The organism is Acinetobacter sp. ABJ_C1_1 (assembly GCF_044684115.1).
Taxonomy (GTDB): domain Bacteria; phylum Pseudomonadota; class Gammaproteobacteria; order Pseudomonadales; family Moraxellaceae; genus Acinetobacter; species Acinetobacter nosocomialis_A.
In genome coordinates, this window is the sequence record NZ_JBITPU010000002.1 from 1 (window position 1) to 14,657 (window position 14,657).

Here is a 14,657-nt window from a genome sequence, read left to right on the forward strand (position 1 = left end):
TCAATTACTGACTTAAATTTCGCTCAAATAAACTTCGAGTAATTTAAACCAATCAATCAATGAAAATTATTTCGATTAATCAATCAGTAAAAATCCACACAAGTTGTTCTTCAATTCTCTTAATGATCTTCTTCCTGGTTCGTCACCAGCAAGCTAGGTCGGCTATATTACTCTTAATCTCTTAAAAGTCAACAGGTAATTTCGATATTTTTAAAACTTATCTCTCAAACCAACTTAACATCAAATTCATCACTTAAAGCAATCAACTCAATTCCAAGTAACTGTTTTTCAACAAGTTTCTATCTGCATCACCGCCGATGGATGTGCATTATAGAGGATTAAGAACCCTTTGCAAGCCCTTTCTCATATTTTATTATTCAACCGGTCATTTTTTAGGCTTTTTAGTCATTTTTCTATATTATTTGACCAATTTTACATTGATAATAGCTTATCGCTTCTGTATTAAAATATATCTCTATCCAACTGCATATTGAACAGAGCCTGGCTAGCGGTTAAGGAATTATATGAATTATTCTAATTTACTATTATCGAGCTTATTAACTGTGGGTCTTTATACCTCAGCACACGCTCAGGAAAATCTTAATGAAGAATCTACCGCTAGTTCGGAAGATGCTACTTCTACAGAGGCTCAGCAGGGCCGCCCCCGTTCACAAATTATTAAAGATTTGAAAGGCCTAAAAGCTAAAGATTTAAAAATCAATGCAAATGCCGCTCAACCAGATACAGTAAAAGACCCATTACAGTCATTAAACCGTCCGATTTATTCTTTTAATGACATGTTAGACCGCAATATTCTTCGCCCCGTTGCAGTTCAATATAATGAGAAAACTCCAGAAGATGTGCGTGGCTCTTATCGCCAGTTCCGCAAAAATCTTGGAGAGCCATGGAATGCTGTTAACCAGTTAATTCAAGGACGCCCTGGACGTGCTGCAAAGACACTTGGTCGATTTACTGTTAATACATTAACAACTTTAGGTTTAGCTGACCCTGCTAGTCGCTTAGGTCTTCCGCCTGAAGATGAAAGCTTTGGTGTCACTCTTGGTTACTATGGCGTTCCTTCTGGACCATTTTTGATGTTGCCTTTCTTTGGACCAAGCACATTACGTGATGGTATTGGCTTAGCTGTAGATTCTCAGGCTCGTCCACAAAAGTATATTATGGATAACCAAGATGGTCTTTACTGGTCAACCAATGTGTTACAGGCCATTGATACACGTGCTCAATATCTAGATTTGGATCAAACCATACAAGGTGATCAATATGCGATGATTCGCGATTTATATCTCCAACGTAAGGCATTCCAGATTGCTGAGAAAAAAGGTAATTCAGCAGATGTATCTTTCATTGATGATGACGAATCTGAAGATGTTCCAGACGACAGTCATATTAAAACTAAAAAATAATTAAAGAAGAAATCAAGGTATTGTGCTGTTTATATAAAAAGGCAATACCTTGATTTTGATCATACATCCTCTATGATGGATAAAGTGATCTTGTAAAAGGACTACCATATCTTCTATGTATTTTATTAAACCGACCCGCTCTATCCCTTTCTTAGAGCAAGCTCTGGATGCATTACCAGACTTACAAGTCATTCACATAGATGATCTCGATTTATATGACCCAACAATTATTGCAATTGCAGATGTACAAGATTTCCTGACTCATAAATGGCGTTTACCTACAATTGTGATCGCTTTTGAACATGAAGGTAGTGCTTTAGCTCAGGCATGGGAAGCAGGTGCTCTTGCTGGATGGGTATGGAACCAGTTACCTCAAGATTTAAATAAAGCATTAACAAGAATTGATGCTCAATATAAACGTAATCAAGATAGCCGTGACTTACCTTCGGCAGCAGAATTACAAAAACGGTTGTTACCAAATCCTATTGATTTATTAAATTATGAAGTTGAAACTTTTTTTCAACCTTCCGCTTATCTATCAGGTGACTGGTATGATTATTGGAAATTAAATGATAAAGAAGTTTTATTTTATCTTGCCGATGTATCGGGACACGGTGTCACAAGCAGTTTATTAACTTCATGGATGGCTGCATTTCATGGGCGTTCAAAAACACCCCGACAGTTGATTAAAAAATTAAATGGAATGTTAGTTCAAGAGAATATCGAAAAACATATTACGATCGTGGTCGGTATTTTAAATCTTGAAACGCATAATCTTCGCTGGTCTAGTGCAGGTCACTACCCTCCTCCAATTATTTTTGAACCTAATCAACCCCCAAAAATTTTAACGACTAGTAGCTTTCCTCTGGGCTTAACTGACGAATTGGAAGTTGAAGAACATGTATGTACATTAAATCGTCATGCACGTTTCATTGTTTGTTCAGATGGAGCACTAGAACCATTTGATGGTGGATTGAATGATCAATTTCAACAATTGGTCCAACATTTGCAAAATCAATCATTCCAAGCCCCTGATCATGTTGCTGATGACATTGCCATCTTTAGTCTTTGTCGAATGAATTAATTTAAAAATCAATCAATTAAAAAATATACGACTTAAGGACTCTTGAGTCTGAGATGGCACTATGTGATAATTTTTCTATCCTTCTCTGAAAATGGCATTTATATGTCAACAGGTCATGTTGAATATGCAAGCTTAAATGGAACGCATATTTTCAAACTTATTGGTGAAGTGCGAGCCCATTCTTGTATAAGTCTAGACAAACTTTTAAACAGAATTGAACAGCAAGAGAATGTTGTTGGTGCAATCGTTGATTTAACCCAAACAACATTTATTGATAGTACTGTACTAGGTATCCTAGCCAAGCTAGGTTTAAAACTGAAACAGACTCATCATATTCAAGCTGTGATGCTATCTACCAATCCAGATATCACAACCTTAGCCAACAGCATGGGGCTAGGGCAGGTTTTTGTCATTCTGAATTATTGTGGTGATCCTAGCGTTTGCACTCTAACGCTAACGGATGAACACATTACTCATAATGCGATGCTAAGAACTGTTCTGGATGCACATAAGACATTGATGAAACTCAATGCAAATAATCAGAATATGTTTGAGCCACTTGTTAAGCAATTGCAGAAAGAACAAGACACGCTTGAACAAGTATCTGATAAGCAAAATGCCTAAATTTTATTGCTAATCTGGATTTGTATATGACTCTTGTTTCAGTTGTTCAAATGAATTCTCAAGATGACATTGAAAGCAACTTTCAAATAATCGAGTCATTGATTCAGCAAAGCAGTGCTCAAAATGCCAGCTTAATTGTTTTTCCCGAAAACTTTGTATGTTTCGCTGCTGGTAAACAGCGTGAAACAGCTGAGCAATTTGAATCGATCCAGCAAAGACTTGAGAAACTTGCGCATCAATATCAAATCTGGATTGTTGCCGGCACTTTACCATGTCCATTTCGTCCAGATGGCTCTATCATACAAGATGGTCGCGTGCGCACAGTAAGCTTATGTATCAGTCCTGAAGGTACAGAAGCACGCTACGACAAAATACATTTATTCGATGTGCAAGTTGGCGATGCAGTTGGTGGATATCAAGAATCTCGTTTCTTTGAACCTGGAACAGACGTTGTAGTCACATCTACCCCTTTTGGCAATATTGGGCTAATGGTATGTTATGACTTGCGTTTTCCTGAGTTAGCTTTAACTCTCAGACAACAAGGCGCTCATTTATTGACTGCTCCAGCAGCATTTACCTATACAACAGGACAAATGCACTGGCAGCTTTTGTTACAAGCACGTGCAATGGACAGTCAATGTTATGTTCTAGGAGCAGCGCAACAAGGTTGGCATGGGGAAAAACGTCAAACGTGGGGACATGCAGGAGCAACTGATAGCCGTGGACAAGTTTTAAGTATGATTGAATATGAAGGCAATGGTTTAATTACTGTACCTTTTGATTTATCTGCTCAAGAGCTTGTTCGTACATCAATGCCTTTAATGACGCATCGTAAACTAATTCACTATTAAAAGCTTAATTATTCATGTGGAAATACTTATTTAGCATTTTTTGCTTAGGGGCAAATATTCACTGTTATGCAGCTGAGTTTGGAGCAACGAATCATTTTGTTTCTCCAAATTTGCAGCTGAAACAAGATGTTCTTCCACCTACTCCAAAAAACATTCCTCTACCTGCTTTTGGTCAGCGGATTATTGGTTGGGGAACGGGTGCTGAAGGCGCAAGACAACGTTTAGAAAATATTCAACCTGCTGATGTTTCTATGATTAAAAAACAAGGAACAACTTTAGAAATGATTACAGCTTGGCAAGATTTCTATGAACAAGAACAGCAACGTAATGAAAATAACCCAACTGCAAAATACCGTGCTCGTTTAATGAAGAAAATTGCCGATCTCTGGTAACTGTTTCAAGTTCATATTTTAAAGTTATAGAGTAATCTTTCGATTACTCTTTTTTTTTGCGTTATCTCATTTTTATCGATAGCTCAGAATTATGAGCATTTAAGAAATCAGACATAAAGCGATATACTAGAAAAGCATCTTTTAGTTTTCTGAGGAATATATGGACCAAGACTGTCAAAATTTAAAGCTTGAGAATCAATTATGTTTCCTCATTTACTCAACAAATTTAGCACTTAATCAGCTTTATCGAAAACTTTTGACTCCACTAGGCATTACTTATCCTCAATATTTGGTGATGTTGGTTCTATGGGAAAAAGATGAGGTTACCGTTTCAGAAATTGGCAACAAACTATTTTTAGAATCTTCTACCTTAACTCCCATTTTAAAAAAATTAGAAGCAATGCAACTTGTGAATCGCACACGTTCAAAAGAAGATGAACGCCAAGTGATTATTACACTAAGTGAAAAAGGAAAAATACTTAAAGAACAAGCCGTAAATATTCCTGCTCATATTTTAGAAGCAAGTTCTTGTGACATGACCACCCTACTTGATCTGAAAGATCAGCTGACACAACTTCGTACAAATATAGCTAAATAATCACCCATTTTTTTACAATTTTGGCTTGTCAAAATAATTAAGTCGTGTACGATATATTTGTATTCAATTTAATTTAGGAATTATAAGATGTCTTTAGAAAAAGTTGTGTATCGTGCAAAAGCTAAAGCAACTGGTGGCCGTGATGGTCGTGCAACGTCATCAGACGGTGTATTAGACGTACAACTTGGTGTGCCTAAAGAAATGGGCGGCGCTGGTGGTGCTGTAACTAACCCAGAACAATTATTTGCAGCAGGTTATTCAGCGTGCTTTTTGGGTGCTTTAAAATTCGTTGCAAACCGCGATAAATTTAATATTAGCAAAGATGCTTATGTTGAAGGTGAAGTTGGTATTGGTCCAATTCCTACAGGTTTTAGTATTGAAGTAACGTTAAATGTTTACTTAATTGGTATGGACCGTGAAGAAGCTGGGAAGTTAGTTGCTGCAGCTCATATTGTTTGCCCATATTCAAATGCGACTCGCAATAATATTGATGTGACTTTTAATATTGTGACTGAATAAGTTTTGTTATTTCAAAAATGCCCGATTTAACTCGGGCATTTTTAATTGTATTTTATAATTTATACTTCACTTGCTTCATTCGTTACTCGAAGCACCTCTTCAAGTGTAGTTTTACCTAAAATTACCTTACGCAAGCCATCATCACGAATAGAACCTGCGTACTGACGAGCATGATTTTCTAATTCAAACTCAGCTGCATTGCCATGAATAAGACGGCGCATCGGTTCATCAATAGGTATAATTTCATAAATAGCCGTACGGCCATTAAACCCTAAGTGGGAACATTGCTCACACCCTTGAGCTTCCGGTAACTTTAAAGTTGGCTCATGTGAAATATGCTGAAAAACCTGTTTCTCAAAGGTATCTGCTTCACGCCATGTCATACAATGTGGACATAAGGTACGAACTAAACGCTGAGCAACGACTCCAATTAAAGAGCTTGATAACAAGAACGGTTCAATTCCCATATCTTTAAGACGAGTCACTGCACCAATAGCAGTGTTGGTATGTAGTGTCGATAAAACCAAATGACCTGTTAATGATGCTTGTACTGCAATTTCAGCAGTCTCTAAATCACGAATCTCGCCCACCATCACCACATCAGGATCTTGACGTAACATTGCTTTTAAAGCACGAGCAAATGTCATATCCACTTTGGTATTAACCTGTGTTTGCCCTATGCCCTCAAGTTGATATTCAATTGGATCTTCGGCAGTTAAGATATTTCGGGTATTGTCATTTAGATCAGATAAGGCCGCATATAAAGTCGTTGTTTTACCCGAACCAGTAGGACCTGTGACTAAAATAATGCCGTGTGGACGATGCACCAATTGAGTTAAACGTTCATAGTCACTTGCCATTAAACCCAAGTGAGTCATATTAAGACGACCCGCTTGTTTATCAAGCAAACGCATAACTACTCGCTCGCCATGAGACGAAGGCAAAGTTGAAACACGAACATCAACTTCACGGCCAGCAAGACGCAAAGAAATACGTCCATCTTGCGGTACACGCTTTTCGGCAATATCAAGTTTTGCCATAACTTTAATACGTGAAACAAGTAACGGGGCCAGTTCACGGCGCGGCTGCACAATTTCGCGTAATTGACCATCTACCCGTAAACGTACAGATAATTTCTTTTCAAAAGCTTCAATATGAATATCTGAAGCACCTACACGGATTGCCTCAGAGAGAAGTGCATTGATCAGACGCACAATAGGCGCGTCATCTTCCTGATCCATTAAATCTTCTGTTTCAGGAACCTGATCGGCCAAACTCAATAAATCTGGGTGGTCTTCTAAGCCAGCCGCAACTTGTTGAGATTCGCCTGTATCCCCCGCATAACTCGTACTCAATAAGCTATTAAACTCTTGCTCAGTACATAGCTGATAATGTGCAGGCTTCCCCAAAATTCGTCTTGCTTCCTGCAATGCAATTTTTTCTGTATTTTGACGTCTAACAATAAAAACTTGATCACCGTCATAACGAAATAAAACACCATGACGCTTGGCAAAACTATATGGAACTTGTATTTGTTTCAATATTTGCATCACAATTTATAATGATGAGTAAGATGATTTTGAGTGTACTCTAAGCAGATTACAGCGTGAAGTCTGTTTAACAACTCGGTAGAGGAATTTTACGTCTTGTTTGAAAATAATGAATATCAGCCTCGCCCCCAGAATTCTTTAAAATGGTGGGGTGAGCAGCACTTTGAAATTAACCAGTCCAAAGCATGGCAATTCGGTTCAATGCTCTTTCGTTTAACGCGTGGCATAAAAGAATGGCGTATCGAATATTATCGTCCTACTCTTCAAGATGATAATGAGCAAGATTGGCACATCATCCCGGATGCGAATTTCGGTTTCCCACATTCTGTTCAAGTCGAACGTTACATGTTTCGGAAAACTAATCCAAAGTTTCTACTCATGCCTCGTTTAGCAGACAGATCTGTTGTGATTAAACCTGTTGATCCTATTTATATTCCAGCAGGTCAGCGAGGGACTCTTTATATTAGTACTCCTCTCTGGATTGCTGGTTTAGTCGAAAGTCAGCATGAGCCTTTATTTGAGATTCCTGTAATTCAGCCTAAAGATACATGGTTTGGCCCAAATGCCCAGCAAGGTGAAATTTGCTATGCAACCTCTGTTGATGGACGTACCGACTTAAATCTATTAACACCACGCGCATTCCGTGCGGTTACACCAATTGATTTTCACAATACCAGTAATCATCAATTACGCTTTGACCGCATGAATGTACCAGTAACTGCCCTACCGCTATTTTATAGTGAAAGTACAGGCCGCTTATGGACCTCACAGATTAAAGTTTATTATGAAGGGTCTGACCGCCCTGCCCGCATTCGTATTGAAAACCGTACACCTCCTCTTGCAGGTGAAGTGACTTACGTACATCCCCCACGTTCACCTGGTGGTGCACTATTTAATATGTTTGATTCATTTTTCTAAGGGGGTTCTATGGCTGATTCAAATATTCCTAGAGATATCGCTGATAGCCTCAAAAGTATATTTACCAATATTAACACCGAACGTATTAGTGAAATTTTAGTCGGTGTTGTACTGTGTTTTATTGGTTTTGTTCTTGCTCGTATTATTTCAAATACATTTATTAGAACCATTGGCTCACGCTTTAATGCTCATCAACGCCTTGTATGGCGCCGTGGTATTTTCTATTTTATTTTCTTACTCTTCATTATGACGAGTTTAAAAGAGGCAGGATTTAAACTCAGTGTATTCCTTGGCGCAGCAGGGATTTTAACAGTAGCACTTGGTTTTGCTTCGCAAACATCTGCCAGTAACCTGATTAGTGGTCTATTTTTGATTGGGGAAGGTTCATTTGAAGTCGGTGATACCATTCAAATTACTCTTATTCGTGGCAATACCATCGAAGGTGAAGTCATTTCAATTGATTTGCTTTCGGTAAAGTTACTTACGCTCGACAACGTCTATATTCGTTTACCAAACGAACAACTCATTCGTGCGCCTGTACACAACTTATCTAAATATCCAATACGGCGTATTCCAATTACTTTGGCAATTAACTTTCACGAAGACATTATTAAAGTTCGTGAGGTTTTACTGAATGTCGCATCAAATTATCCACTCGTATTAGATGATCCAAAACCAGCAGTTACGGTTACTGCATTTAGGGAATCATCGATTGAGCTTTTATTTACAATGTGGTGTCGACAAGAAAACTCTTTAAAAGTTCGAGATGAAATGCAAGAACGTATCCGTAATGGGTTTTTAGATAACCGAATCGAGATTCCTGTTCCTAAAATGGGCTTGATTGATCGACCATCTAATATTTTTGCTGATGATGATATCGATCAATACAGTAATCAAAAAGAATTAAAACAAGAGCCTAAAGCTTAGGCTCTTGATTCTTCTGTACAGAAGATGACGGTGGTAATGGTGCAAGATAAGCAATAATCAACATTACCCCACCTGCTCCAATAAACGAAATGACTCGAGTTAATGTCGCACTTTGCGATAAATCAAGCAAAATCAGCTTTAATACCACAATACCTAAAAGTGCAGCTCCGACAAACCAGAGTTGACGAATCATTTTTCGGCTAGAGAATGTAGTTAAAATAAATGCCAAGATTACCCAAAGCAATGTCAGACTTAACTGTACGATTCCATTTGTCCAAATTGCAGCACTCCATAGTGGTGTCGCCCAGTAATGGCGCAACCCCCGAACGACTACACTACTAAATACCAACAACCCAGCTAAAATTGTTGTAATTTTAAAAGTCCACTCCATTGATTTATCTTGATCAAAATCATGCTGGTAAATAATAAAGAGTAGACCTGCAAATACCGCAATTGAAAGAAAATCAGTTAAGTTAATTAAAGGAACAAAATAAAGATACTCAGCAGAGTGGCTATCAACACTCACTACAAGCAACCACAGTAAGCTTAAACACCACACTGGAATTTGATGCAATAGGGTCGTTTTATGAACCTTATAAGCCCAAAACGAATAAACCACAGGAATAAAAGCCAAAGCCACAATTGGTATTTGTGGAAAAATAGCCACACCAACTATCGCCAATGATAACCAGCTTAAACCAGCCCAGACTTTTAAGTATCCAGATTCACCCGACTGTGGTTGAGCCATAATAAATAAGCCGCTAAGAATAATGGTAGCGACTAGAAAAGTAGTTTGCTGTAATGAGTCTATCCATTTAAACAACATAAAGACTTGACTGGTAAATACTTCCCCCAAAACTAACAACAGTAACAGGCTAATTAAAATTAACTGCAAATTCTCCCAGTGCACACGTATTTTATAGTGTACGACTGCGCTAAATATTGCGATTAAGGCTACGGCTAACATCAAATACGGACTCAAAGCCTGGTGATGCCATGCCATTATTTCTACCCCAGCTACAGCGCCCGCGTACATGCCTAAACATAAGAAAATGCCACTAAACATACTTGCGCTAAAATAGCGTTGCTCTTTACTGTTGTATTGCAATAAATAAAAGGCCGAAATAAATTGGGCAATTGCATAAATACTAGTGCTTAGCGTTGGAAACTCTTCATTCGCCCAAACCTGATAAAACAGTGCAAGTGAGCTGAGTAAAACTAAAATCACGCCAATATATCGGCTTAAACGGTAGCGTTCAGTTACGCCCCACACAATTAAAGCTGTACCTTGTGCAACCCAGCCAATTGCCGTCCAGTGCGCTCCCTTTGCAAGTGGAAAGATTAAAGCAAAAAATGCAACAGCAAGAATGAAAAAGCTTTTTGCAAGAACTGAAAGCTGGGGATGGAATTTTTTAATCCAAAAAGTTAATACGGCATAGGTAGCAGCCAAAACAGCAGCACCAATCGTCAACGCTTGTGTAGACTCATGAACCAAGTACGCATGAAGCGTAAAACCTAATACCGGTACACTAAAAATAAGACCCACATCTAAGAGTGGTGGTAAACGAATGCCCTCTTGTTTTTCATGTGCTGAAGTCCGAGATATATTTTGGCTATAACGAACACTTAACCAAATAAACAAAGCAATATGACACCATAAGATCCAGTCTAATGTGTCAAATTTTGCTGGCTCAGCATAAAATGCGATTGCACTACCACCAATAAACATTGTGGCAAAGAAAGCAATCTGATTTAAAACTTTCCAAGGCTGAATAAAATTAACAGCAGCAACCGCAAGGTTAATTACAAAGTAATAGCTAAACAGGAAAATCACATCTGGGCGATATTGCGGAATAACCAAAGGAGCCGCATAAGCCATACCGAGTGCTAATATTGCTAAATAAATTGCTTGCTGTTTTAAGCTCAGGAATACCGTAATTGCTAATAAAATAGCAAATAAAATACTTGCTGTAGTGATATTGGCAATCACACCAAAATGATGTGAGAACACAAGCGTCAGGAACACAACCGCAAGCCCTACACCCTGTAATGCCACAGCAAAAAGCTGGTTTTTCTTTTGTAAGATATATCCAAATACCGTTAACACACCACCAGCAATGGCAATAAAACCAAGTTTTACACCTAAGCTTAACTGCCAGTGTTCGCTTGCAAAACGCAGCAAGAGCACCACCCCAACCATAAGCACAGCAACAGCAACTCTTAAAATTGGATTGCCATGAACCATCCAATCGAGTGCTGGTTGCCACCATGTGGTTTGTACATGTGCTGGTTGTTCTGTTTGATTTAAAGGTGCCGTTCCCGCTGGGACTAGCGTATCCGTATTATTGGAACTAACTTGTTCTATTACAGGATTTATAACTTCTGTATTTATGGTTTCATCCACATGAACATTTTGCTTTGCTGACTCAAGGAACAATAGACGAGTATGAAATGCACTGATGGTTTGAATCAAACATAACAATAAAACCAGCAAAGCTCCGCCAGCAATCCACATCCAATGATTGATATAAGCAACTAATGCAACCAAGGCGGCTGCATAAATTACTGTTCTTTGCATATGAATAGAATAAAGTGGCGTTTTCTGCTGAGAAAACTGTTGTTCTAAATGAATTAAACGTTGGTGCAGATTTGATAAAAACTGAACCAGTATGACAGTCAGCGCAATAGATAAAGCAACAACGGCACTCTGAAATTTAAAACCAATTGAAATGGCTAAAAACAAAGTCAAAGCGATCAAAACGACGATCATTCCCTGTTTGTCTTTTTTATACATGGGCTTAGCAATATGACACCTTCATTACATGTCATCTTACTTCAAGCCAATACAAGCGTATATTTATACATACAAAATACTGCAAAAATCATAATCCTGCATTCATAGCCGTTTTCACGTAAAATACCCCTAATTCAAATTAAGGAATTGTTCAATGCCACCATTTGTCTTGGTTGATGGGTCCTATTTTTTATTTCGTGCATATCATGCATTACCACCATTGACGACCTCTACAGGGTTACATACCAATGCAATACGTGGGGCAATTTCTGCAATTCAAAAACTGATGCGCCGTATGCAGCCAACACATATGGCTGTCATTTTTGATACGCCTGAGCCAACTTTCCGTCATAAGCTTTCACCTATTTATAAAGGTGATCGCCCAACCATGCCTGAAGAGTTATCTCAACAAATTCCATATTTGCATGCATTAATTAAAGCGCAAGGAATTCCTTTATATAGTCTTCCTGGTGCTGAAGCTGATGACATTATCGGCACACTTGCTAAACGTGCCGTACTCGAGGGCCATCATGTACTTATCTCAACTGGAGATAAAGACATGGCTCAGCTCGTCAATGACCATGTAAAACTTGAAGATAGCTTTAAAGATCGCGTCATGGATACCGACGGGGTATTTGAGAAGTTTGGTGTTTGGCCAAATCAGATTATCGATTACTTAACCCTTATGGGCGATGCGTCTGATGGCATCATGGGTGTGCCTGGCGTAGGTGCAAAAACAGCAGCCAAGTTACTGACTGAATATGGCACTTTAGACAATATCATTGCCAATGTAGACCAACTTAAAGGCAAACTTAGCCAAAATATTAAAGATAACTTGGACAATATTAAGCTTGATCACCAGTTAGCCAGTATTGTGTGTGATCTTCCTTTAGAACTTGATTGGCATGAATTAAAGCTTACCGATCCAAATGTGGAAGCGCTGCGTAATCTTTATACTGAGCTTGAGTTTAGAAACCAATTACAGTCGCTTGATCATCCAAACAACCCAAATAGTTCAAGCTATAAGCAGCAAGCATCACAGACAGTGGTTCAAAACGAAGTTAAACCTGCTGAATCTATAGAAACCGAAGATCAAGCAAGCTTAACTAGTCAAGATGACCAGCTTGGGACTGCAAATTATCATACTGTTTTAACTCAAGAAGCATGGGATCAGCTCTGGCAACGCATGCAAAATGCCGATCATTTTGCTATTGATACAGAGACTACAAGTCTTGATTACCGTATTGCCGAGATGGTTGGTTTTTCAATCGCGTTTGATGCACAAGATGCATACTATGTGCCTTTAGCGCATAACTATGAAAATGCACCGCAGCAGCTGAATCGTGAACAAGTTCTGGCTCAAATTAAACCTGTGCTAGAAAATGAAGCTGTTAAAAAAATTGGTCATCACCTCAAGTATGATGCACACATTTTTGCAAACCACGGTATAGAACTTAAAGGCTGGTATTTCGATAGCATGCTGGCATCTTATGTACTAAATGCAGCGGCGACTCGTCACGGCATGGATGATGTCGCTCGTGTCTACTTAAGCCACTTAACCACCACTTTTGAACAAATTGCTGGTAAGGGGGCTAAACAAAAGACTTTCAATCAAATTGAGATTGAAGTTGCTGCTCACTATGCAGCAGAAGATGCACATGTGACCTATCGTTTATATGAAGTTCTTTCAAATAAGCTCAAAGCACACCCTGAATTAGAAAATATTTTATACAACATCGAAATGCCTGTTGCTCGCATTTTGTCAGGCATGGAAGAAGATGGTATTCGTTTAGATCATGCATTCTTAGATAAATTAAGTGTTGAATTTGCAAAAACCATGGAAGGCCTTGAAAATCAGGCTATGGAAATTGCAGATGAAACTTTTAATATTGCTTCACCTAAACAAGTCGGCGAAATACTATTTGATAAATTAGGAATCAAAGGCGGTAAAAAAACTGCAACCGGACAATACAGCACCAGTGAAAGTGTTTTAGAAAAAATTGAACATCCTTTGGCGGAAATTATTCTAGAGCATCGCGGTTTAGCGAAACTTAAAAGTACCTATACGGACCGTTTAGTTGAGCAATCTCATAACGACACGCATCGTGTACATACGAGTTATCACCAAGCCCTCACAGCAACAGGCCGCCTCTCTTCTTCTGATCCGAACTTACAAAATATTCCAATTCGTAGACAAATTGGCCGTCAAATTCGTAAAGCATTCATTGCACCAGAAGGCCGAGTACTATTGGCTGCCGATTACTCACAAATTGAACTTCGTTTAATGGCTCATTTCTCTCAAGATGAAGCATTAGTACATGCGTTCCAGCACGGACAAGACGTTCACCGCCGTACTGCTGCCGAAGTATTAGGTATTGCAATTGAAGATGTGACCAATGATCAACGTCGTCAAGCGAAAGCCGTTAACTTTGGCCTACTTTATGGTATGTCTGAATTTGGCTTAATTCGTCAATTAGGCTTCACACGTCAAGAGTCGCAAAATTATATTAAGCAATATTTCCAACGCTATCCTGGCATCTATGAATATATGCAACGTACCCGCCAAGTAGCATCGGAACAAGGCTTTGTTGAAACCATTTTAGGCCGTCGTCTATATACACCAGATATTGATGCACGAAATGTGATGGTACGTAAGGCTGCTGAACGTGCTGCGATTAATGCACCTTTGCAAGGTAGTGCGGCTGATATTATTAAACTTGCAATGATTGCAGTTGATGAAATCTTGCCAAAAGATCAAGCAAAGCTACTACTTCAAGTACACGATGAATTAGTGTTTGAAGCCGATCAAAACATTGCCGAAGAACTTTCTAAGCAAATCGCAAGTGTCATGGAATCCGTTGTCGAAATTTCCGTGCCTTTAGTGGTTGAAGTTGGACAAGGACAAAACTGGGATGATGCCCATTAATTAGCAGAAATAAAAAAAGGGCTGTATTAACAGCCCTTTTTTATTGCATT

At 38.7% G+C, this 14,657-nt stretch carries 12 protein-coding genes; 10 read left to right on the top strand and 2 right to left on the bottom strand.

Translation table 11 applies throughout. The annotated features are described in order from the left end of the window. Positions 1-524: 524 nt before the first annotated feature. From ACG59Z_RS04140 to ACG59Z_RS04170, 7 genes are all read left to right on the top strand, one after another. Positions 525-1,424, top strand: a complete 900-nt coding sequence (locus ACG59Z_RS04140) for a VacJ family lipoprotein (protein WP_400198024.1) — start codon at positions 525-527, stop codon at positions 1,422-1,424. 115 nt (positions 1,425-1,539) lie between these two features. Beyond that, positions 1,540-2,508: an RsbU family protein phosphatase GigA gene (gigA, locus tag ACG59Z_RS04145; protein WP_400198025.1), complete on the top strand. Its 969-nt coding sequence runs from the start codon at positions 1,540-1,542 to the stop codon at positions 2,506-2,508. Between the two features lie 102 nt (positions 2,509-2,610). Next, positions 2,611-3,132: an anti-anti-sigma factor GigB gene (gene gigB / locus ACG59Z_RS04150; RefSeq protein WP_191106997.1), complete on the top strand. Its 522-nt coding sequence runs from the start codon at positions 2,611-2,613 to the stop codon at positions 3,130-3,132. Positions 3,133-3,158: 26 nt separating this feature from the next. Beyond that, the gene (locus tag ACG59Z_RS04155; protein ID WP_191106998.1) at positions 3,159-3,983 is read left to right on the top strand and encodes a carbon-nitrogen hydrolase family protein; all 825 of its coding nucleotides are present in this window, start codon (positions 3,159-3,161) and stop codon (positions 3,981-3,983) included. Between the two features lie 14 nt (positions 3,984-3,997). Next, the gene (locus ACG59Z_RS04160; RefSeq protein ID WP_077169007.1) at positions 3,998-4,375 is read left to right on the top strand and encodes a DUF4951 domain-containing protein; all 378 of its coding nucleotides are present in this window, start codon (positions 3,998-4,000) and stop codon (positions 4,373-4,375) included. 160 nt (positions 4,376-4,535) lie between these two features. Further along, positions 4,536-4,973, top strand: a complete 438-nt coding sequence (locus ACG59Z_RS04165) for a MarR family winged helix-turn-helix transcriptional regulator (RefSeq protein WP_191107000.1) — start codon at positions 4,536-4,538, stop codon at positions 4,971-4,973. 87 nt (positions 4,974-5,060) lie between these two features. Further along, positions 5,061-5,492: an organic hydroperoxide resistance protein gene (locus ACG59Z_RS04170; RefSeq protein WP_400198026.1), complete on the top strand. Its 432-nt coding sequence runs from the start codon at positions 5,061-5,063 to the stop codon at positions 5,490-5,492. A gap of 59 nt (positions 5,493-5,551) precedes the next feature. Here ACG59Z_RS04170 and gspE read toward each other — a convergent pair whose 3' ends face one another. Further along, a complete protein-coding gene (gene gspE / locus ACG59Z_RS04175) occupies positions 5,552-7,042 on the bottom strand; it encodes a type II secretion system ATPase GspE (RefSeq protein ID WP_400198027.1) in 1,491 nt (496 codons plus the stop codon). Positions 7,043-7,138: 96 nt separating this feature from the next. On the opposite strand from gspE, the gene ACG59Z_RS04180 reads away from it, so the two are divergent. Then, positions 7,139-7,960: a hypothetical protein gene (locus ACG59Z_RS04180; protein WP_272238692.1), complete on the top strand. Its 822-nt coding sequence runs from the start codon at positions 7,139-7,141 to the stop codon at positions 7,958-7,960. A 9-nt stretch (positions 7,961-7,969) separates the two neighbouring features. Continuing rightward, positions 7,970-8,887: a mechanosensitive ion channel family protein gene (locus ACG59Z_RS04185; RefSeq protein ID WP_263612959.1), complete on the top strand. Its 918-nt coding sequence runs from the start codon at positions 7,970-7,972 to the stop codon at positions 8,885-8,887. Here ACG59Z_RS04185 and ACG59Z_RS04190 read toward each other — a convergent pair. Next, positions 8,877-11,681, bottom strand: a complete 2,805-nt coding sequence (locus ACG59Z_RS04190; protein ID WP_400198028.1) for a DUF2339 domain-containing protein — start codon at positions 11,679-11,681, stop codon at positions 8,877-8,879. The genes ACG59Z_RS04185 and ACG59Z_RS04190 overlap by 11 nt on opposite strands. A gap of 154 nt (positions 11,682-11,835) precedes the next feature. Between ACG59Z_RS04190 and polA the strand changes: the two genes are divergently transcribed. Then, a complete protein-coding gene (gene polA, locus ACG59Z_RS04195; RefSeq protein ID WP_263612957.1) occupies positions 11,836-14,607 on the top strand; it encodes a DNA polymerase I in 2,772 nt (923 codons plus the stop codon). Positions 14,608-14,657 lie beyond the last annotated feature (50 nt).